This is a genomic window from Mycobacterium sp. (genome assembly GCF_049683935.1).
Taxonomy (GTDB): Bacteria; Actinomycetota; Actinomycetes; order Mycobacteriales; family Mycobacteriaceae; genus Mycobacterium.
Genome location: NZ_JBAUJR010000472.1, coordinates 1 through 19,649 on the forward strand (window position 1 = coordinate 1; position 19,649 = coordinate 19,649).

The following is a 19,649-nucleotide window of genomic DNA, read 5'->3' on the forward strand; positions in this document are numbered from 1 at the left end:
TCGGCCGGGTGGAACGCGACCCAGCCGTCGGCCGCCGACAGCGCGCCGACGCCGGACCACACCACGTCACCGGAGGCGAGCAGTTCGTCGAGCATGCCCGGCTGATAGTCGCGCACCCGTTGGCCGAAGATCAGTGGCTCCACCGCTGAGGCGGGCATCGGCACCCCGGCGAGCTGGTCGATCACCGCGGCCAGCCCGTCGACCCCCGACACCGCGTCACCACCGAGCTGCTGCCACGCCGGTAGGAAGCGGCCCAGCGCGGCGGTGCTCACCGGTTCGATCTGTGCACGCAACGCGGCCAGCGAGCGGCGCCGCAGAATCCGCAGTACCTCGGAGTCGCACCACTGGTCCACGCTGCCGGAATCGGTGGGCGCATCGATGAACTCGCCGCGCATCAGTTTGCCGTCGGCCGCCAGCCGCCCGAGGACATCACCGGCCACCCGCAGGCCCAGGCCGAACCGGGTGGCCGCCTCGACGGTGGTGAACGGCCCGCGGGTGCGGGCATATCGTGACAGCAGCTCACCCAGCGGGTCGACGATCGGTTCGAGGAACGCCATCGGCACACCCACCGGGACAGCGACGCCCACACCGTCGCGCAGCCGTCCGATGTCCTCGACCGCCGCCCACCAACTCTGGCCGGCGTAGGACACGGTGACTGCACGTTTCGCCGTCAGCAGCCCCTCCAGCCAGCCACCGACGTCGGTCTGCGTGCATCGCTGCGCGATCTCGTCGCTGGTCAACGGTCCCAGCATCCGCAGCAGGTCCGCCACGCCCTCGGCGTCGCGGGCGAAGCGTTCCTGGGTCAGGTGCTGCAACTGGCGATGGGTCGAGGCGACGACGTCGGCGTCGAGGAGTTCGCGTAGCTCCACCCTGCCGAGTAGTTCGGCCAGCAGCGTGGGGTCCAACGCCAGGGCGGCGGCGCGGCGTTCGGCCAGGGGGCTGTCGCCTTCGTACATGAATGCCCCGACGTAGCCGAACAGCAGCGATGCGGCGAACGGCGACGGTGTCTGCGTCTCGACCTCGAGCAGTCGGACCCGGCGCTGAGCGACCCGCCCCATCAGCGCGATCAGCGTCGGCACGTCGTAGACGTCCTGCAGGCATTCGCGCACCGCCTCGAGCACGATGGGGAAGTCCGGGTATCCGCGGGCGACGTCGAGCAGTTGCGCCGCACGCTGGCGCTGATGCCACAACGGTGACCGCTTGCCGGGGTGGCGGCGCGGCAGCAGCAGCGCCCTGGCGGCACACTCCCGGAATCGGGAGGCGAACAGCGCCGACCCGCTGACCTCGGTGGTGACCAGGGGTTCGATCTCGTCGGGGTCGAACACGAAGATGTCGGCGCCGGGGGCGGTGTCATCGGTGTCGGGTAGTCGGACGATGATGCCGTCATCGGAGGCTGTGGGCTTCTCGTCGATGCCGTACCGCTCGTAGAGTCGCTTGCCGAGGGCGAGCGCCAGCGGACCGTGCACGCGTAAACCGTAGGGGGAGTGCAGGATCACCCGCCAGTCGCCGAGCTCATCGCGGAAGCGTTCCACCACCAGGGTCGTGTCCGACGGTACGGCCGAGGTCGCGGTCCGCTGCTCGTCGATCAGCTGCCACAGGTTGTCGGTGGCAAATGCATCGAAACCGACCTGCTGACAACGGGATTCGAACGCGCCGCGGTCGAGCCGGGCCAGCTCCCCGGTGAACGCGCCGATCGCCGCGCCCAGTTCGGCGGGTCGCCCGACCCCGTCGCCACGCCAGAACGGCAGCCGTGCCGGTTCCCCGGGCGCGGGGATGACCAGCACCCGGTCGTGGGTGATCTCTGTGATCCGCCAGCTCGTCGCACCCAGGGAGATCACGTCACCCGGGCGGGACTCGTAGACCATCTCCTCGTCGAGTTCACCGACCCGCGAGGGCTTTTCGGAGTCGGCGCTGGAGGCCAGGTAGACCGTGAACAGTCCGCGGTCGGGGATGGCGCCGCCGGAGGTGACGGCCAGCCGTTGTGCACCGGGACGCGCGGTCAGGGTGCCGGAGTCGCGGTCGTAGACGATGCGGGGGCGCAACTCGGCGAACTCCGTCGACGGGTACTTGCCCGAGAGCAGATCCAGTGTTGCCTCGTAGGCGCTGCGCGGCAGCGTCGCGAACGGCGCACTGCGTCGCACGGTGTCGAACCACTGGTCGGCGTTGATCGGCTCCAGCGCGCACGCCGCGACGGTGTGCTGCGCCAGAACGTCGAGCGGATTCGCCGGTACCCGCATGGTTTCGATCTGCCCGGCCAGCATCCGCTGCACACTGACGGCGCAGCCGATCAGATCGGTGCGGTGCTTGGGCAGTAGCACGCCCTCGCTGATCTCGCCGACCTGGTGCCCCGCCCGGCCGACCCGCTGAAGTCCGCTGGCGACCGACGGCGGTGTCTCCACCTGGATCACCAGATCAACTGAGCCCATGTCGATTCCGAGTTCCAGGCTGGACGTCGCGACGACGGCCTTGAGGCGCCCCGTCTTCAGCGCGTCCTCGACCTCGGCGCGGGATTCCTTGCTGACCGACCCGTGGTGGGCCCGCGCCAGGACCGGCTCGGCGCCGAACGTCTGCCCGCTTCCCATCAGGTGAGCCGGTGCCCCGCCGGCCACCCCGGGGTTCGGTCCGCCGAGTTCGGTGCCGGCGCGTTCGGCGTGGATCTCGTTGAGCCGCGCGGTCAGTCGCTCGGCGAGCCGCCGCGAGTTGGTGAACACGATCGAGCTGTTGTGGGCCTCGACCAGGTCGACGATGCGTTCTTCGACGTCGGGCCAGATGGAGTTGTTCTCCAGATTGGCCATGTCGGGAACCGGAACCTGCACGGTCAGGTCGAAGGTCTTGGCCGCCGGCGGCGCGACGACAGTGGTGGGCGCGGCGCCGGACAGGAATCTGGCCACCTCCTCGGGTGGGCGAACCGTCGCCGACAGACCGATCCGCTGGGCCGGCCGGTCCAACAGCGCGTCGAGACGCTCCAGCGACAGTGCGAGGTGCGCGCCACGCTTGGTGGCCGCGACGGCATGCACCTCGTCGACGATGACGGTCTGCACGGTGGCCAGCGTCTCCCGGGCCGCGGAGGTCAACATCAGGAACAGCGACTCCGGGGTGGTGATCAGAATGTCGGGCGGTCTGGTGATCAGTTCGCGGCGCATTTTGGGCGTGGTGTCCCCGGAGCGCACGCCGACGCTGATGCTCGGCGGAGGTTGCCCGGTGCGTTCAGCGATGCGGGAGATCCCGGTCAGCGGGGTGCGCAGGTTGCGCTCCACGTCGACGGCCAGCGCCTTGAGCGGCGAGACATAGAGCACCCGGGTGCCCTTGGTGTCGTCCTGTGCCTGCGCCAGGCGGTCGATAGCCCACAGGAACGCCGCCAGCGTCTTCCCGGACCCAGTAGGGGCGATGACCAGCGTGTTGTCACCGTCGGCGATCGCATTCCAGGCCTGCGCCTGGGCCGCGGTGGGCTCGACGAACGTGCCGGAGAACCATTCACGCGTCAGTGGACTGAAGCGTGACGACGGGTCGACGGAAGCGGGCACGTGTCCATCGTGCCCCCACCCACCGACACCCGGTCGGGAGCACCGGTGTTTGCCGGGCGCCCGCGACTGCTCGAACTGGCACATTTGTGCAGGTCAGGGCTTAGGATTGCGCTGTGGTGGCGGGGGACTGGGCGCCGTATGTTCCGGCGGTCACAATCGGTCGACCGCGGATCGGCGACGCTGTCATCGCCCGGCCCGCGGTGCTGGCTCGGCTGCAGAAGGCCGCCGGCGGGGACCTGGTGGTGGTGACCGCGCCCGCCGGCTACGGCAAGACCGCCGCGGCGGCGTTGTGGGACGAGGCGGACGAGCGGCCGTTCGCCTGGGTGCGCCTGGATTACCTCGACGAGGATCCTGTCCACCTCCTGCTGCACATCGCCACCGCCGTCGTTGAGGCGTGTGGCTACGACGACGGCGTACTGCGCTACCTGCGCGGACCTGGCCGTGCCCCGCTCACACATCTGGTGCCTGCCGTGGCTCAGCTCCTCGCGACGAGCGGGCCGCTGGTGCTGGTGCTCGACGATGCTCACGAACTGACCGCTCCCGACGCGGTGGGCGCTCTGCAGGCCCTGATCGACGCGGTTCCGCCGTCCGCCACGGTGGCCCTTCTCGGGCGGTTCCAGCTGCCGCTGGATCTGGCGCGACGCCGACTGCACCAGCGCGTCATCCAGATCGGTATCGACGGTTTGCGGTTCTCCAGCGCCGAAGCCGCCGCTTCGCTCGCGTCGGTGAGCACGCCGCTCGACCAGGCCACCGTCACTGCTGTCGTCGACCTGTGCGAGGGGTGGGCCGCAGGGTTGACGCTGGTCGCCATGGCTTTGCGGGATGGTGTTCCGGTCGAATCCATCACCGGGAGAACAAGTGTGGTCGTCGACTATCTGGTCGAGGAGGTGCTGAAACGACTCGACGCCGACACCGTCACGTTCCTGCTCGAGTCGGCCGTGCTCGACCGGTTCAGCGCCAAGCAACTCGACGCGGTGCTCGAACGCGACGATTCATGCCACATGCTGGAGGCGCTGTGGAACTCCGGGAACCTCTTCTTGATACCCCTTGATCAGCAACGGATTTGGTTTCGCTACCACCGTCTTTTCGGAGATGTGCTGCGCAGCCGATTGCGGGCGACGGCGCCTCGACGATTCCGGCACGTGGCATCTCGGGATGCTGAACTCCTGGAGCGGTCCGGAGACATCGAAGGCGCTCTGCTCAAGGCCCTCGACGCAGACGACCGGGCCCGCGCGGCGGCGTTGGTGAACCGCGAGGCTGTCCGGTTGGGTTTCGACGGTCGTGCGGGCGTCCTGGCCCGCCGGTTGGCGCTGCTGGACGCACGAACATTCGCCGAGCATCCCGACGCGGCAGTGGCCCGTGCCTGGCTCGGTGTCACGACGGGCGACGCGGAGCTGATTCAGCGGTCATTGCTGCTCGCCCACCGCGCCGATACCGGAAGGCCGCTGGCAGACGGCACACCGTCGGTGAAAGTCGCTGCCGCGCTGATCAGTTCGCTCATCGGGGTGAATGGGGTCAATGACGTGATCCGCCACGCCGACGTGGTGTTGGCCGCCGGCGATCACCTGGTCAATCCGTGGTGGGGTGCGGCGACAGTGATGAAGGGAGCGGCGGAGTCCATGCTGGGCAACGTCTCCCGGGCGCGCACCCTGCTCGAATCCGCCCTGCCGGTCACCGACGACATCCCCGGGTTCCAGGCCGCCGCATTGGCGCACCTGGCACTGATCGAGCTCGGTAGCGGCGATGACGAGGGCGCCGTCGCTGCCAGCGACGCCGCCCGGACGATCGCTGACAAATACGATCTGTGTGACGTCGTCCCCATGGTGGTGGTGTACGCCGTCAGTGCGGTCATGAGCGCCCGCGTCGGGGACAGCGCCGGTGCGCGAGAGTCGGTGAGCATCACCGAGAAACTGCTGGGGCGCCTGGGCCATCTGGCGGGGCGCACCGCTCTCATGGGTCACGGCTTGCTGGCGTGGACGGCCGCGGTGATCCAGGACCCCGACCTGCTGAGCACGCACCTTGATGCCGCAGAACGGGCGCGCCGACGTGAACCCGATGCGGTGGCGCTGTCGCAGCGCGTCGATCGTGTCCGGGCCATGGCCGCAGGCGGAACCCGCCCGTTGACCGCCGCCGAACTGAGGTTGCTGCCGTACTTGGCGACCCACTTCTCGCTGCAGCGGATCGCCGACGAACTGGTGGTGGGCCGGGAGACCACCAAGAGTCAGGCGACGTCGATCTACCGCAAGCTCGGGGTCAAGTCCCGCGCGGAAGCGGTTGCCGAAGCGAGAAGGGTTGGCCTGCTGGCAGACTGACCGGATTTCAGTGTCCGGTCATTCTCGCCAGATTTCGCCACAGATTGCGCAGGCTCTCGGTGCCACCGAACAGGGTGGTGAAATGTGTGGAGTCCACCAGCAGGATGTCACCGGCGCGATCGTCCTGGGGAGGCATCCAGATCAGTGCGTTGAATTCGCTGTTTCCTGCGGCGGTGAAAGGGTGGGGGCGGTGGGGGTCGACCCGTTGGCGGGCCAGGACCCGCAGTGCGTCGCTCTCGGGAGCGGTGAGCGCGTAGTGCGGAAGGTGCTGGTGGAAACTGAGTGTCGGCACACCGTCGAGAAGTCTGAGGTCGTCGAGGTCGCGGAAGGTGGTGAGCGGCGCGATGTCGTTGGTGCCTTCGACGACGGCCGGCCGTAGACCCCAGGTGTTGTGCACCGGAACGTCCAGTGCGTGCATGAGTGAGCGGGTGTACTGACTGAATCGCTGCTGCCGCGGTACCAGGCGGTCGCCGTGATGTTCGTACTCCATCTGCCGTTGGGCGAGGTCGTCGGTGAAGCCCACATCGTGGTGCGGTGCCAGCAGCAGGCAGGTGCCGTCGCGGCGTAACCATTGGCGGAGGGCGCCGATCTCGTCATCGGTCACCTCCAACCCCGACGTCAAGTGGTCGAGCCCGAACACCATCAGGGTGTCGGTGTCGGCCAGGATGCGTTCGTCGATCGGCTGCGGGTAGCCGGCCTGGTCGACGCGCTGGAACACCGCGACGGAATGCCCGGTGATTTCCCCGGCGACGTCCTGGAACGACAATGTCGACCGGTGGAAGAGTTCCAGCGTCCCGGCGATACCCTGCAGAAATCTGTCCGACTCGAACTCGGGCCTCTCATAGGCGGGGTAGACGACATTGCGGACCTCGGTCATGGTGGAGAAGCGATTTGCCATCGCCGCGGGATCCCGCTGAGCCTCCCAGGGATAACTCCAGGTCCAGTAGATGCTGATCCGGCGTCGGCCGTTGTCGGGCCGGGCGACGTGATCCTGGTTGTAGGTACGTGGCGGGCGCGTCATGTCGTCCCCTGACTGCCGAGCGTCGCGAGGTAGCGCAGGCCGTTGACGCCCGGCAGGAAGAAATACGCGCCGCCGCTGAGCGTGGTGAATGCAGGGATCCCTTTGTGCACCTTACGGATCGGCCGTTTGGGCACGGTGAAATCGAGGGTGCCGTCCTGGGCCCCGCAGATCGGGTCGTGTTCATTGCCGAGTTCGTGGAAGGACTTGTCGTTGATCCAGACGTTCTGCGCGAACTCGAATTGGCGCACCAGGCTGGCGCAGATGATGAAGGCAGCGATGCCGCGGTCAACCCCGTCCTCGGGTGCCCCGTCGGGCAGCGCTGGGCCGTAGGTGGCGCCGCGACGAATCATCCGTCGCCTGTTCATGTTGTGGGCGGTGTCGCGAGGGTTGAGGCGACGGGCATGGGAACCGAGCGGGCAGGCGTAGCCGTGGGGGTCCATGTCCTTGTAGGTGAAGTCGTTGTTGCGCATGGGATCGGCGCCGAGTTCGGGGTCGTCGGCGTCGGGGGCGAGCACCAGGGGAGCGCCGCTGCGCCAGCGGCCCATGAACTTGGCGGCCAGCAGTTCCTGCTCCTCGGGAGTGTCCGCGTTCTCGGACAGGTATTCGCGGAACAGTCCCACGTGCTCCTGCAGCCGGCGATAGGCCATGTAGCTGCCATTGCGCGAAAGTCTCTGTGGTTCAGGAAGATTATGCACGGGTCCGTCCTCATCGGGGTAGCCGAGGATGAACTCGCCCGGCTCCAGAGCAGGACCCGACCCGGGCGTCGGCTCCTCGCCCGAGCCTTTCATCACCGGCTGGGACAACCGATCGCGGAAGCCGAAGTGGTCGTGGGCATAGTTGAACGGCGGGTTGGCGTTCAGGTCGAGATAGGACAGGCTGCGCACACCGTCGCAGCGAGCGACCAGCTTGTCGTGCTCACCGATGCAGCGTCGACGTTCGTCGTCGTCCCGGGCGAACAGGATGGCGATGGCGTGCACGTCGTCGCCGCCCAGTCCGCCGACCCAGTATTGTGGTGCGCTGGTGCCGGTGTCACCGAGAATGTCGGCGCGCGCGGCCATTCCCTCCCGGAACTCGTCGGGAAACGTCGCCAGCGAATCGTCGGGCACACCCAACGCCCGCAGTCCAGTCCAGGTGAACGCCAGGGTGATCCAGCGCCGGGAGGCGTCCATGGTCTCTGTCGCGTCCGCTGCGGACTGCACGGTGGCGAGGAGCTCGGTGAGCCAGGTGCGCCCGCCGTCGGCAGTGTCGAAGGTCAGGAACTCGTAGCGCCCGGTCATCGCGGGCGTCCGGGTCAGCAGGATGTGCTGGATGTCGTCGAGTTCGAGCGTCACTGCAGTCGGTTCTTCGCGCAAGCGCTCATCACTGTTCTCGGTTCTTCGCGCAAGCGCTCATCACTGCATCTGGTCGAGCATGTCCGAGAACGCCGCCTTCAAGCGAAGAGCCTTCTTGATCTCGTCCGCTGTCACGTAGGGATACTCGCCGTACTCGAGGAAGCTCGGACATTGGTGAGCGCGGACGAACTCGATGAACGCCTCCGGGTTGGTCTGCCAATCCTCGGGGAAGCCGACCAGATTCGTGAAGACGGTGGTGATCCCGGTGGCGCTGAACAGCCTGATGGCGTCCTCGGTGTACTTGTCGAAGTCGGTGTCGAAGATGCCCTGGTATTGGAAGTGCAGTCCCGAGCCGACATCGAACAGTACCCAGCGCAGGTAGTGCAGCTTCAGGGGCGCGAGCGCATCTGGACTGGCGGCGATGGTTTCCTCGATCTGTTTGCCGTAGGCGCGCACGGCTTCTTCGCGGCCGTCCTTCACCTTGGCGATGATCGAGAAGCCGTAACAGGCCGGGGTCCGCGGGTAGGTCGGACCGTAACGTCCCCTCTCGAGTTCGAAATAGCCTTCCGGCGGGATCGCCAGTGCCGCTGGTGTCTTCCACGCATCATTGCCTGCCATGGCGCTCCCAAAGGTCGGTGTGATGGCACGCTACGGCGGCGGAAGTGTCGCAGTCGCCCCCCACAACGGGGGAATGATGATGGCCGGACTAGGCCCTGTCCGGAGGAGAAGCAGCAAGTGGGTGTGCCCGCTCGCGTGACGCCTGGGGCGACCACGCCGGCCCGACTCTAAGGGAAGCCGGACTGGGCGGTGGCCCCAGGCAACTCGCAGAGTACCGACAGGGAAGGCCCTAGGTGAAGGCATTTCCTGGCGGCTTCGTCAATTTCACCCGTTGTGGGGGATGTGTGCGTAGCGTCCCGCTTCATAGGGTCGACACAGCTAGCCGCGGCTCGCCGGTGAGTTCTCGCAACGACCACGTTCGCGAGGGGACGACGTAGGAGGTCGATATGCGGTTGCCGTACGTTCTTGCCGTTCCTTTTCTGGCGTTCGCCGGTCTCGTTTTTGGGGCACCGACGGCTGCAGCCGACTGCACCACCACGGGAAATCAGACTTTCTGTTCCTTCGGGGAGCAAGGTGACACTGGCCCTGTTCTGCCCTACGAGTGCGTTCAGCAGTACGACTACTACTGCAACGACTACTACCAGTACCGAGATCTGTTCTGATCTCCTACCGACCCGGCCTGATTCAACAATGCAGACAGAGGAGCAAGTAATGGTGTCTCACAGGACTTTCGCGCGACGCATCCTGCTGGCGGCCGTTGGATCCGGCGCAGTGATGCTCGGTGCCACGGTGCCCGCGCAGGCGCAACCGGCGCCTCCGAACTGCACCGCCGCAGATCTGGCGGGCATCATGTCCGGCGTCACCGCAGCCACGTCGGCGTATCTGTTCACCAATCCACCGGTGAACGACTTCTTCACCAACCTCGGCAAGGTGCCCAGCGACCAGAAGCGGGAAGCGCTGAGCACCTACCTCGACGCCAACCCGCAGGTGAAGGCCGATCTGAGCGGCATCCGCCAACCGGCCGTCGATTTCCGCGCCCGCTGTGGCGCCGGCCCCGGACCCCTGGCGGCCGACGGCGAAGGCTGACCCGGTAACCCGCCGGCACCGTTCACCCGTTGTGGGGGATGTGGTCTCGGCACCCGGTTCCTACGCTTCTACCAGCAGGCCGTGGACCCACGGTCGGTTCGCAGACGTTCGAACTGCGAACCAGTGCAGTAGGAGTGTCGTCATGCGCTCGACATATGCTCTCGCCGCGTCCGCTGTGGTGGCCGCCGGACTGCTCGTCGCTCCCACTGCCGCGGCCGATTGTGTGACCGAGGGCAACACGACCATCTGCTCCTTCGGAAGCGGCGGCAACTCCGGTCCGTCAGTTCCGTATCCGTGTCAGTACGACTACTACTGCGACGACACCTACGGCTGGGAGTTCGATCTCGACGCCGATCCCGGAGCCGGCATCGGGCTTCCCGGCCGACCGGGTGATCGCCCGGGCGGCGGGAATCGACCGGGTGGGGGTGGCAGACGATGACGGAGTGTTTCGGAAAACCCTGTTCGGCCCAGAACGAAAGCAGGAATGTTGTGCTGCGAATAATTTCCCTACTTGCCCTGCCCGGCATGGTGATCGCCGGGCTGTCTGTTGCGCCGACAGCCGCAGCCGACTGCACCAGTTCCGGCGGAACGACCATTTGCGCGCAAGGTACGGTGAGCGGCGGCGGCGGATCCGGGCCCACCGGATCCGGTCCCACTGTGCCGTATCCGTGCGACTATGACTGGTACTGCGACGACACCTACGGCGTGTATTGGAATGCCGATCTCGACTGGGATCCTGGCCCGGGTATCGGATTGCCCGGCACCCCGGGAAATCGACCGGACATCGGCGGTGGCGGAGGGAATCGCCCGAGTGTCGGCGGTGGCGGTCGGGGCGGTGGCAGGCGATGAGTCAACCAGGCGGACAGAGGAGCAATTGATGGTGTCGCACAAAGCTTTTGCGCAACGGTTGCTTCTGGCAGGGGTTGCCGCCGGCGCGGTGTTGCTCGGCACCAGCGCACCGGTGACCGCTCAACCGCCGCCACCGAACTGCACGGCAGCAGATCTGGCGGGCGTTTTGTCGGGCGTCACCGCCGCGACGTCGGTCTACCTGTTCACCCATCCGCCGGTCAACGACTTCTTCACCTCGCTCAAAGATGTTCCAGCCGAGGGGAAGCGCGAGGCGCTGCAGGCCTACATGGACGCCAACCCGCAGGTGAGGGCTGAGATTCAAGGCATCCGTCAGCCCGCGAAGGACTTTCGCGCCCGCTGCGGCTGATCAACGCTGCTCGGTGGACACCGCCTCGGCGAGCACCGCCGGGATCCCCGGCACGCGTGCGACCGCGTCGAGTAGCCCGTGGGCGCAGAGGTCGGCGATCAGGTCTGCGTCCAGCGACGAATCGATCAGTCGCTGTCGGCACATCTCGAACGTGAACGCCAGCCAGCCGTAGACGGTGGCGCGCAGATCCCGCTCGACCTTCGAATCGATTTCGCCGCCGGCGGCGTCGTTCACGCGGTCGATGATGCGGTTGGCCTGCCGGTCGTTGTCGATGTCCTCGATGCCGCGCAGCACCGGGTCGGACCGACCCATCCCCATGTAGGCGGCCCAGGCGCCGTGGGGGTGCTGTTCGTCGTACTGCAGGTAGGCGAGGACGCCGGCGCGGACCTGCCCGAACAATGTGAGCCCGGGTTCGGGCGGGGCGTTGGTGGCCTGGAACAGTCGCTCACCCTCGGCGTGCACGACGGCGGCGAAGAACGCCCGCTTGTCGGGGAAGTAGTGGTACATCAACGCTCTGGAGACGCCGGCGCGCTCGGCGATCTCGTCGATGCGCACCTCGTCGTAGGGCCGCTGGCCGAACACCTCCGCTCCGAGCGCGAGCAGTTCGTTTCGGCGGTCGTCGGGTGAGAGTCGGCGCCGGGAGTTGGGCATGGACCCCATACTACTTGACACATGTACAACAGCGGCGGAGGCTGGCTACATGACCACTGTGGACGACCGCAGGTCCTATCCGCCGTTGCCACACCCGGGCCGACGGGTACCGGTGTTGGGTGACGTGCTGGCTTTCAGCGCGGACACTCCGTCGCAGTCGACGATGGCGCTGGCCGAGCTCGGTCCGGTCTTCGAGTTCCGGTTCCTGGGGGCGCGCTACGTCGTGGCCGCGGGGCCGGAAGCGGTGGCCGAACTCAGCGACGAGACCCGCTTCTGCAAGCACGTCGGACCCGATATCGAGGCGCTGCGCATCCTGGGCGGCGACGGTCTGTTCACCGCCTACAACGACGAGCCGAACTGGCAGAAGGCCCACGACGTGCTGATGCCGGCGTTCAGCCAGCAGGCGATGCGGCGTTACCACTCGATCATGTTCGACGTCGCCGACGAGTTGACCGCCCGTTGGGACGGCCGGGCGGTGCGAGGGGAGACGGTCGAGGTATCGGCCGACGCGACCCGGGTGACCCTGGAGACCATCGGACGCTGCGCGGCCGGGCATCCGTTCGGCTGCTTCGAATCCGAAGCGGTGCACCCGTTCGTCGAACACATGGTGGCCGGGCTCAAGGGGTCCGACCGGGTCGGCGTGCTGAGGCAGACGTTCCTGCCGAAGTTCTTCGCGCGACGGGCCGAGCGTCCGGTGCGCGACCACGCCGCCCGACTGCACGCGATCGCCGACGAGATCATCGCCGAACGTCTGCGCGGCGGGCTGGGGCAGCATGACGACCTGCTGGAGCTGATGCTGGTCTCCGATCTGGATCGCGCCAACATCCGCTACCAGCTGATCAATTTCCTGGTAGCCGGGCATGAAACCACCTCGGGTGCGTTGTCTTTCGCTTTGTACTACCTGTCGATGAATCCGGAAGTGGTGCAGAAGGCCCGGGCCGAGATCGCCGAGGTGTGGGGTGACGAGGACCGGCCGGGTTTCGAGCAGATCGCCAGGCTGCGTTATGTCCGCAGGGTTTTCGACGAGGCGTTGCGGCTGCAACCGACGGTCCCTGGCTACTACCGCGCCGCCCGGTCGGACACGGTGCTGGCCGGTGTGCACCCGATGCGCAAGGGCGACTGGGTGCTTGCGCTGACCGGGACGCTGCATCGGGATCCGCAGTGGGGGCCCGATCCGGACGCCTTTGATCCCGACCGGTTCGCGCCGGAGAAGGTCAGGGCCCGTCCCGCGGGCCTGTACAAGCCTTTCGGCACCGGGCCGCGATCGTGCATCGGGCGCCAGTTCGCGCTGCACGAAGCCGTGCTGTTGCTTGCGGTGCTCCTGCGTCGTTACGACCTGATCGCCGACCCCACCTATGAGCTGCAGGTCTCCGAGCGACTGACCTTGATGCCCAAGGACTTCCACCTGTCGCCAGCTCTTCGTTCCTCTGCGGATCGGGCGCGTTGACGTACCGCGGCGGTGCGTCAGCGCGCCGGATTCGCTCAGCGAGCCCGTAGCTGTGCGAAGATCAGGCGGCGGGGCGCGTGACAATCGGATAGCCACGTTCCCGTCCTTGCTCGACGAGCAGGCGCCGCAAGGTACGTCGACCCCGATGCAGTCGCGACATCACGGTTCCCACCGGGATATCGAGGAGCAGTGCCACTTCCGCGTACCGGAATCCTTCGACGTCGACGTAGAAGACCGCCATGCGTTGCCCCTCGGGCAGCGCACCGAGTGCGGCTTTGACTTGATCGTCGCCGAGCGTCTCGAGGACCGCCAGTTCGGCAGATGTCGACGCCACGGATGATTGCCGCACCGCAGGGTTGAACTCCAGATCGGTGAGCTGCTCGGTGAGCACCTCCGCGGGCCGCCGCTGCCTACTGCGGTAGCGGTTGATCCACGTCGTTTTCATGATGCGGAACAGCCACGCTCTGATGTTGGTGCCTTGGGCGAACTGCCCGAAGCTGCGGTATGCCTTCAGCATCGTCTCCTGAACAAGATCCTCTGCATCAGCATCGTTGCGGGTGTACCGCCACGCGGCCCGATACAGCTGATCCAGCATCGGCAATGCCTGTTCGACGAACCTGTCCCGCTGATCTTCAGGACTGTCGACTTCGAGGGTGAGTGTCATATCGTGTCTCCTAGATGCGGCTTCCAATCAAGCTCCAGTACTGCATATTTGACGATTTTGAGAGCGGTCCTGTGATGTGTCGGACGGCAATGGTGGTACGAGTCACGTGGCGTCCGTCATCACGACGAAAGCCGCCGAAGCAGGGGAATCCCTACGTGCGGCGGCTTCCGATGGCGTGGCGGAATGAGTCCGGCTCGGGTGCATTCCCGATCCGTGCTCAGTCCATGGACCAGGTGAAACGGTAGTCGGCTTGCTCCAAGATCGTCTCCTCATCATCGACCGGCGGGTATATCCACTCGGTATTGATCCGGTGCTTCAGGGCTTTCGCATCGCTACCGGTCGCCTGGATCTCGCGATCCCAACCGGTGGTGAGTACAGCCCCTGCCGGACCGAGATCCAGACACGTCACATACGGATTCGGGGCAAAGGCGACCGGTTCGAGACCCAATAGGTCGGCCGCGACATTGTGGCCTGCGAACTTGCCCGACGGGGTCGCGTACTGGCAGCTCTGCATGGCGAAGTGCCCGTCCTCGACGAGCGCTGCCGCGGTGTCGCCTGCCGCGTACACATCTGGAACCGTCGGTACCCGCAGATTCTCGTCAACGATCAAGCGGCCGATCGCATCTCGTTCACCCGGAATCAACTGAGTGAGGGGACTGGCGAGCATTCCCACGGTCCAGACCGTCGTCGACGCGGCGATGACCTCGCCGTCGACGAGACGAACGTGTGCGCCGGTGACCTCGCTGACCGTAGCTCCAAGTCGAACCTCGATTCCCAACCTTTCCAGGGCCGAAGTGATGTACGGACGAGGCCCGGCACCGAGCTGCGGACCGACCTCATCAGCCCGATCGACGAGGACAACTCGTGCGCGCGCGTTCCTCGCGTCCGCCAACTGCTGCAGTCGACCCATGAGTTCTGTGGCCACCTCCAGGCCGGTGAACCCGGCGCCGATGACGACAGCGCTGAACGTTCCTTGCTCGGTGGGCTGCTCAGGCAGCGCCCGGACGTGCTGCTCGAGCTCGTCGGCGGAGGTGATGGTGTCCACGTTGAACAGGAACTCCCGTCCGGGCAGATTCGGCTTCAGCACCTGGCTTCCGGCTGCGAGCACCAGCCTGTCGTATCGAAGGATCTGGGGCTCCCCGTCGACCCCGGCGGCGGTGACCTCGCGGGTCGTGGTGTCGATTCCGGTGACCCTTGCGCGAATTCGCTCTACACCGATCGGCTTGAGCACGCGATCAAGTGACACCGACATCTGCGCCGGGTCGCGCTCGTACAGCCGCGGTCGAATCACCATCTCGTCGCTGTCGCTGACCAGGGTGACCTGTGGTCGGGGGCCGTCGGTCCCGTTGTCCTGAGCCACGCGCGTGGCGGCGGCGGCGCTCCACACGCCGGCGAATCCGCCGCCAATGACCAGAATATTCATCGTGTTCCTCTTCTCCTTTGTTGTTTTGTACGGCGACGGCCTGCCGCCTACCTGGCGTTCGGACCGTTGACGGGAACCGCAAGGTCCCTGGCGCACAGCAGAACCGAGCACAGTGATCGGCTCATGCCAATGTGACGCCGCAGCGTGTCTTCTTGTGAGGCGGCAGTGACCTCTGCCACATCGGCGATGTCCTGTCACATTCCGGGCCTTGCCGGTGTCCTAAGGGCGTACGCACCAAAATGAGGAGATCCAGATGACCGATGTCGCGATGGATCGGGTCGAATGCGGAGTGGACCGAACGTTGTTGATCAACGTCGCGTATCGCTTGCTCGGTTCGATGGCAGACGCTGAGGACGTTGCACAGGAAACGTACCTGCGCTGGTACAAACTGTCCGAGACCGAGCGCGGAGCCATCCGGACGCCGGCCGCGTGGTGCGTGCGAGTCGCCACCCGCGTCTGCCTGGACATCCTGACTTCCGCTCGGCATCGTCGCGAACAGTATGTTGGCCCCTGGCTACCCGAACCCGTCCCAGGGCAGCGTTTCGATACACCGAGCCCACCAACGGATCCGGCCGATTTGGTCGTCATCGATGACCTTGTCACGATGGCCATGCTCGTCGTCCTGGACTCGATGACGCCCGCGGAGCGGGTGTCCTTCGTTCTGCGCGATGTCTTCCGCTTTCCGTTCAGTGAGATCGGCGCGATCCTTGGCAGGTCTGAGGCGGCGTGCCGGCAACTGGCTGTTTCGGCTCGGCGCAGAGTGGAGCCCGCTCGTCAGTGCTCGCGAGATGACAAGCGGCACAATGACACCACACTTGCTCTGACAGAAGCGTTCCAGCGCAGCGACATCGAGGCACTCATCGCGCTACTGGACCCGACCGTCACCGTGATCAACGACGGAGGAGGAAGGGTGAGCGCGGCCCTGCGACCCATCGTCGGCGCCGACAGAGTCATCCGATATCTCAGCGGAATTCGACGCAGGGAAGCCGACGTCGACACCTCTGTGGTGAACGTCAACGGCCAAGCGGGTCTGCGGATGCAGCGAGACGGCTCAACGATCGCCGTAGTAGCGCTCGAAGTCCGTGAAGGGCTCATCACGCAGCTGTGGGTAGTCCGCAATTCGGAAAAACTGACGTGCTGGAACAGCCATACTGTCGAGCCGAATCAGTTGGCGATCGCATGAGTCGTTTCTGTGCGCGGACGGGGAGTAGTCGTCAACGTCGATTGTGGTCGTCGCTGGTGAGCCAGTCATCGAAACTGATGCGGCCGCGCAGAGCGCCCTCGTCACCGCGAAGCCGCCCCGAGGCTGACCCACGCCAGTACTTTCCAGGAAGGGACAGTTCGATCGCCCGCCGTTTGGTTCCGTCGAACGCACACATCCGTCGGACGAGCTCGACCAGACTCTCGTCGTTGGGGCCGGTGAGGTCGGTGGCGCGTCCGATCGGTACACCTTCGGCGATCTCGACGAGCCGCGTGCCCACTTCGCGGGCTGCGACTGGACGCATGAGAAGCTTGGGCACGGCTACGAAGCGGCCGAGAGAGCCGCGGCGCGTGACTTGTTCGGCAAACTCGTGGAATTGGGTGGCCCGCAACAACGACCACGGGACCGGCCCTTGACCGACGGCGTGCTCGTGGGCCAATTTGCCGGCGTAGTAACCGACATTCAGGGTGTCGATGCCGACGATCGACAAGGCCACGTGGTGGGTGACGCTTGCCTGGAGCTCAGCGTGACTCAGGTTCGCAGTGACGGCAGTGAAGAAGGCGGTGGACTTCGCGGCGCTGGTGGTCACTGTGCTCGTGACGTCGACAACAGCGTCTGCCCCGGCCATTGCTTGCGCGAGCCCGACACCGCTCACGATGTCCTGGCCCGACGATCGCGACAGGGCCACGACCTCGTGGCCGCGGGACTTGGCCGCGTTGACGACATGACGACCCACCGTCCCGGTTGCTCCTGCAATGACCAATCTCATTGAAACTCCTGATGTCGTTGGCCACGTGATGTCGCACGCGCATCGGATCGTGGTCGTCGTGAACGCCTGCCCTGCTCATGCGGGCGGCGCCGGCCTAGGAAGCCGGCTTCGTGTCTGCCTGCGCGGCGTGCCGCGTAGGCAGCAGCAAGAGTGCAGACACGACCAAGATGGCGCTCAGGGTAATGGCGTTGAGGATCTGATCACGCGGTTCGTACATGTGCAGCATCCGCATGTGAAAGATCCAATGCAGCAGGTTGAACACCGTCCAGGCGGCTCCCGCAACCCACACCAGCGTGGTGTTTGTGCTCCGCATGAACGCTGCGACCGACAGGGTGGCGAGTCCCAGGAACATGGCACCGGTGTCGGTGGCGAAGTGCTCGTTGAACGGACCCAACGGCGGTAGCCAGCTCAATCCCATACCGGGGAAGGTGTCATACCAATGGCGGGGAAAGAAGTACGCCCAGACACCGGTCACCAAACCGAAAAACGACAGGACGACCAGCAGGATGCGTTGCAAGGTTGGTTTCATACTTCGTATGACGGGACACGCGCTTCAAACGTGAGGTCGGTTCGCCACTTCGCCCCGCGATTGCGCGGGTCTGCACACCGACACGCCGCACCGTGCGTACCCCAGCGCGCCCTCGTCGCCCGTCAACGCGCCCGTAGCGTGCGTTGATACCGACGCATGCCCGCGATCCAGCGATCATAATCGGCGCCCTTGTGCCGGTACATCTCCAGGACCTGAGGGTGCGGTAGGACCAGGAACCGGTTGTCCCTGATCGCGTCGACGGTCAGCGACGCGACATCCGACGGCGCGAGCACGTCACCGGACTGCAGGATCGATTGCGCGCCCGCGCGAGCGCTTGGATCGGTCGCCGCGCGGATTCCGTCGAGCAGTGGGGTGTCCACACCCAGCGGGCACACGCAGCTGACGCCGATGCCGTCGTCGCCGTATGTGATCGCCAACCACTCGGCGAACCCCACGGCAGCGTGTTTGGTGACCGCGTAGCCGGCTGCGCCGATCTGCGACAGCAACCCGGCAGCGGACGCGATCGACACGAAGTACCCGGAGCCGCGTGCCTTCCACTGCGGCACAAGAAGTTCCGCTGCTCGCACATGGGATCGCAGATTGACGGCCAGGATCCGGTCCCAGTCTGAGTCGGTGCCGATACCCCCGGCGCCGGTGATGCCGGCGTTGGCGACGAACATGTCGACGGGCCCGAACTCACGGGCAGCCATGGTCGCCAATGCCTCGATGCCCTCCGTCGTCGCGGCATCGGCCCCCAGGGCCACTGCTGTGCCGCCGGCGGATCCGATCGCCGCGGCCGTCGACTGCGCGCCCGTCTCGTCGAGGTCGCCGACGACAACGCGCACCCCCTGCGTCGCGAGTTCAGATGCCAGCGCCTGCCCGATTCCCGACGCGCCGCCGGTGACGATGGCGACCTTGCCGTCCAGTTCCATGCCTCGATTGTGCGCGGGCTGGTGGTGGGATGGCCCGGCGGGTGCCGCACCCGTCGCTTCGCGTGGTTCTGCCCTCTCCAGGCCCTCAGGCCGAGATCGACCTCACGGCGGTGATCAGGCGTGGTAGGTGTCTGTTCGACAGCCATGGCGTCGATTTCGGCTTGAGCACCGCGGAAGGTGTGTTTGACCGGAGAGTCCCCGCCACTCAGCCGAAGGTGACGCCCTGGGCCAGCGGCAGCTCCGAGGAGTAGTTGACGGTGTTCGTCGCGCGCCGCATGTAGGCCTGCCACGAGTCCGAACCCGACTCGCGGCCACCGCCGGTCTCCTTCTCGCCGCCGAACGCCCCGCCGATCTCCGCACCCGAGGTGCCGATGTTGACGTTGGCGATGCCGCAGTCCGACCCGTCGGCGGCCATGAAACGCTCCGCCTCGCGCATGTCCAGCGTGAAGATCGACGACGAAAGCCCCTGCGGCACGGCATTGTTCAACGCGATCGCGTCGTCCAGGCTCTCGTAGGTCAGCACGTAGAGGATCGGCGCGAACGTCTCGGCGTGCACCACGGCGGTCTGGGCGGGCATCCGCACCACCGCGGGCCGTACGTAGAACGCGTCCGATTCGCCGACCTCGACGCGCTCACCGCCGATCACCTCACCCCCTTCGGCGACGGCCTGCTGCAGCGCGCCGACCATGTCGCGGTAGGACGCCGAGTGGATCAGCGGGCCGACCAGCGTGCCGTCGGCGAACGGGTCTCCCACCGAGAGCTGCCCGTACGCCGCGACGATCCTGGACACCAGCTCGTCGGCCACCGAGGAGTGAACGATCAACCGCCGCAGCGTGGTACAGCGTTGGCCGGCGGTCCCGGCCGCCGAGAAGACGATGCCCCGCACCGCCAGGTCCAGATCTGCTGCCGGGGTGACGATCGCGGCGTTGTTGCCGCCGAGTTCCAGCAGCACACGCCCGAATCGCTGTGCGACCCGCGGCCCCAC

At 66.4% G+C, this 19,649-nt stretch carries 19 protein-coding genes; 8 read left to right on the forward strand and 11 right to left on the reverse strand.

Going from position 1 to position 19,649, the window contains the following annotated elements; genetic code table 11:
* The coding region (locus tag WA965_RS26685; RefSeq protein ID WP_526448223.1) for an ATP-dependent helicase at positions 1-3,524 on the reverse strand (3,524 nt) is incomplete at its 3' end.
* Positions 3,525-3,637: 113 nt separating this feature from the next.
* On the opposite strand from WA965_RS26685, the gene WA965_RS26690 reads away from it, so the two are divergent.
* Entirely contained in the window at positions 3,638-5,836 is a 2,199-nt protein-coding gene (locus WA965_RS26690) for a winged helix-turn-helix domain-containing protein (protein ID WP_526303127.1), read from the forward strand.
* A 7-nt stretch (positions 5,837-5,843) separates the two neighbouring features.
* Here WA965_RS26690 and WA965_RS26695 read toward each other — a convergent pair whose 3' ends face one another.
* Genes WA965_RS26695 through WA965_RS26705 form a run of 3 tightly spaced genes read right to left on the reverse strand, consistent with a single transcriptional unit; the run spans position 5,844 to position 8,806 of the window.
* Positions 5,844-6,857 (reverse strand): hypothetical protein, encoded by a 1,014-nt coding sequence (locus WA965_RS26695; protein ID WP_526303128.1) that lies wholly within the window; start codon positions 6,855-6,857, stop codon positions 5,844-5,846.
* Positions 6,854-8,188 carry a Dyp-type peroxidase gene (locus WA965_RS26700; RefSeq protein WP_526303129.1) on the reverse strand — a complete coding sequence of 445 codons (1,335 nt, stop codon included), beginning with the start codon at positions 8,186-8,188 and terminating at the stop codon, positions 6,854-6,856. Before WA965_RS26700 ends, WA965_RS26695 begins: the two co-directional genes overlap by 4 nt.
* Positions 8,189-8,248: 60 nt before the next feature.
* On the reverse strand, positions 8,249-8,806 hold the full coding sequence (locus WA965_RS26705) for a hypothetical protein (RefSeq protein ID WP_526303130.1): 558 nt from the start codon (positions 8,804-8,806) through the stop codon (positions 8,249-8,251).
* A 386-nt stretch (positions 8,807-9,192) separates the two neighbouring features.
* Between WA965_RS26705 and WA965_RS26710 the strand changes: the two genes are divergently transcribed.
* The 5 genes from WA965_RS26710 to WA965_RS26730 all read left to right on the forward strand — a co-directional run bounded on the left by WA965_RS26710 (position 9,193) and on the right by WA965_RS26730 (position 11,048).
* Entirely contained in the window at positions 9,193-9,408 is a 216-nt protein-coding gene (locus WA965_RS26710; RefSeq protein ID WP_526303131.1) for a hypothetical protein, read from the forward strand.
* 49 nt (positions 9,409-9,457) lie between these two features.
* Positions 9,458-9,832 (forward strand): hemophore-related protein, encoded by a 375-nt coding sequence (locus tag WA965_RS26715; RefSeq protein WP_526303132.1) that lies wholly within the window; start codon positions 9,458-9,460, stop codon positions 9,830-9,832.
* A 142-nt stretch (positions 9,833-9,974) separates the two neighbouring features.
* A complete protein-coding gene (locus WA965_RS26720; RefSeq protein ID WP_526303133.1) occupies positions 9,975-10,271 on the forward strand; it encodes a hypothetical protein in 297 nt (98 codons plus the stop codon).
* 86 nt (positions 10,272-10,357) lie between these two features.
* The gene (locus WA965_RS26725) at positions 10,358-10,681 is read left to right on the forward strand and encodes a hypothetical protein (protein WP_526303149.1); all 324 of its coding nucleotides are present in this window, start codon (positions 10,358-10,360) and stop codon (positions 10,679-10,681) included.
* A gap of 28 nt (positions 10,682-10,709) precedes the next feature.
* Positions 10,710-11,048, forward strand: coding sequence for a hemophore-related protein (locus WA965_RS26730; RefSeq protein WP_526303134.1), 339 nt, complete (start codon positions 10,710-10,712; stop codon positions 11,046-11,048).
* Here WA965_RS26730 and WA965_RS26735 read toward each other — a convergent pair whose 3' ends face one another.
* The gene (locus WA965_RS26735) at positions 11,049-11,699 is read right to left on the reverse strand and encodes a TetR/AcrR family transcriptional regulator (RefSeq protein ID WP_526303135.1); all 651 of its coding nucleotides are present in this window, start codon (positions 11,697-11,699) and stop codon (positions 11,049-11,051) included.
* A gap of 49 nt (positions 11,700-11,748) precedes the next feature.
* On the opposite strand from WA965_RS26735, the gene WA965_RS26740 reads away from it, so the two are divergent.
* Positions 11,749-13,146, forward strand: a complete 1,398-nt coding sequence (locus tag WA965_RS26740; RefSeq protein WP_526303136.1) for a cytochrome P450 — start codon at positions 11,749-11,751, stop codon at positions 13,144-13,146.
* Positions 13,147-13,207: 61 nt separating this feature from the next.
* On the opposite strand, the gene WA965_RS26745 is transcribed toward WA965_RS26740, so the two are convergent.
* Positions 13,208-13,810, reverse strand: a complete 603-nt coding sequence (locus WA965_RS26745) for a sigma-70 family RNA polymerase sigma factor (RefSeq protein ID WP_526303137.1) — start codon at positions 13,808-13,810, stop codon at positions 13,208-13,210.
* 217 nt (positions 13,811-14,027) lie between these two features.
* Complete coding sequence (locus WA965_RS26750; RefSeq protein ID WP_526303138.1) at positions 14,028-15,233, reverse strand: NAD(P)/FAD-dependent oxidoreductase; 1,206 nt, start codon at positions 15,231-15,233, stop codon at positions 14,028-14,030.
* A gap of 253 nt (positions 15,234-15,486) precedes the next feature.
* Between WA965_RS26750 and sigJ the strand changes: the two genes are divergently transcribed.
* Positions 15,487-16,416, forward strand: coding sequence for an RNA polymerase sigma factor SigJ (gene sigJ / locus WA965_RS26755; RefSeq protein ID WP_526448224.1), 930 nt, complete (start codon positions 15,487-15,489; stop codon positions 16,414-16,416).
* Between the two features lie 31 nt (positions 16,417-16,447).
* Here sigJ and WA965_RS26760 read toward each other — a convergent pair whose 3' ends face one another.
* From WA965_RS26760 to WA965_RS26775, 4 genes are all read right to left on the reverse strand, one after another.
* Positions 16,448-17,203 (reverse strand): SDR family oxidoreductase, encoded by a 756-nt coding sequence (locus WA965_RS26760; protein WP_526303140.1) that lies wholly within the window; start codon positions 17,201-17,203, stop codon positions 16,448-16,450.
* Between the two features lie 94 nt (positions 17,204-17,297).
* Complete coding sequence (locus WA965_RS26765; RefSeq protein ID WP_526303141.1) at positions 17,298-17,720, reverse strand: hypothetical protein; 423 nt, start codon at positions 17,718-17,720, stop codon at positions 17,298-17,300.
* 134 nt (positions 17,721-17,854) lie between these two features.
* Positions 17,855-18,664 carry an SDR family NAD(P)-dependent oxidoreductase gene (locus WA965_RS26770; RefSeq protein WP_526303142.1) on the reverse strand — a complete coding sequence of 270 codons (810 nt, stop codon included), beginning with the start codon at positions 18,662-18,664 and terminating at the stop codon, positions 17,855-17,857.
* 205 nt (positions 18,665-18,869) lie between these two features.
* Positions 18,870-19,649 (reverse strand): aldehyde dehydrogenase family protein (locus WA965_RS26775; protein ID WP_526448225.1); only part of this gene is annotated, 780 nt, incomplete at its 5' end.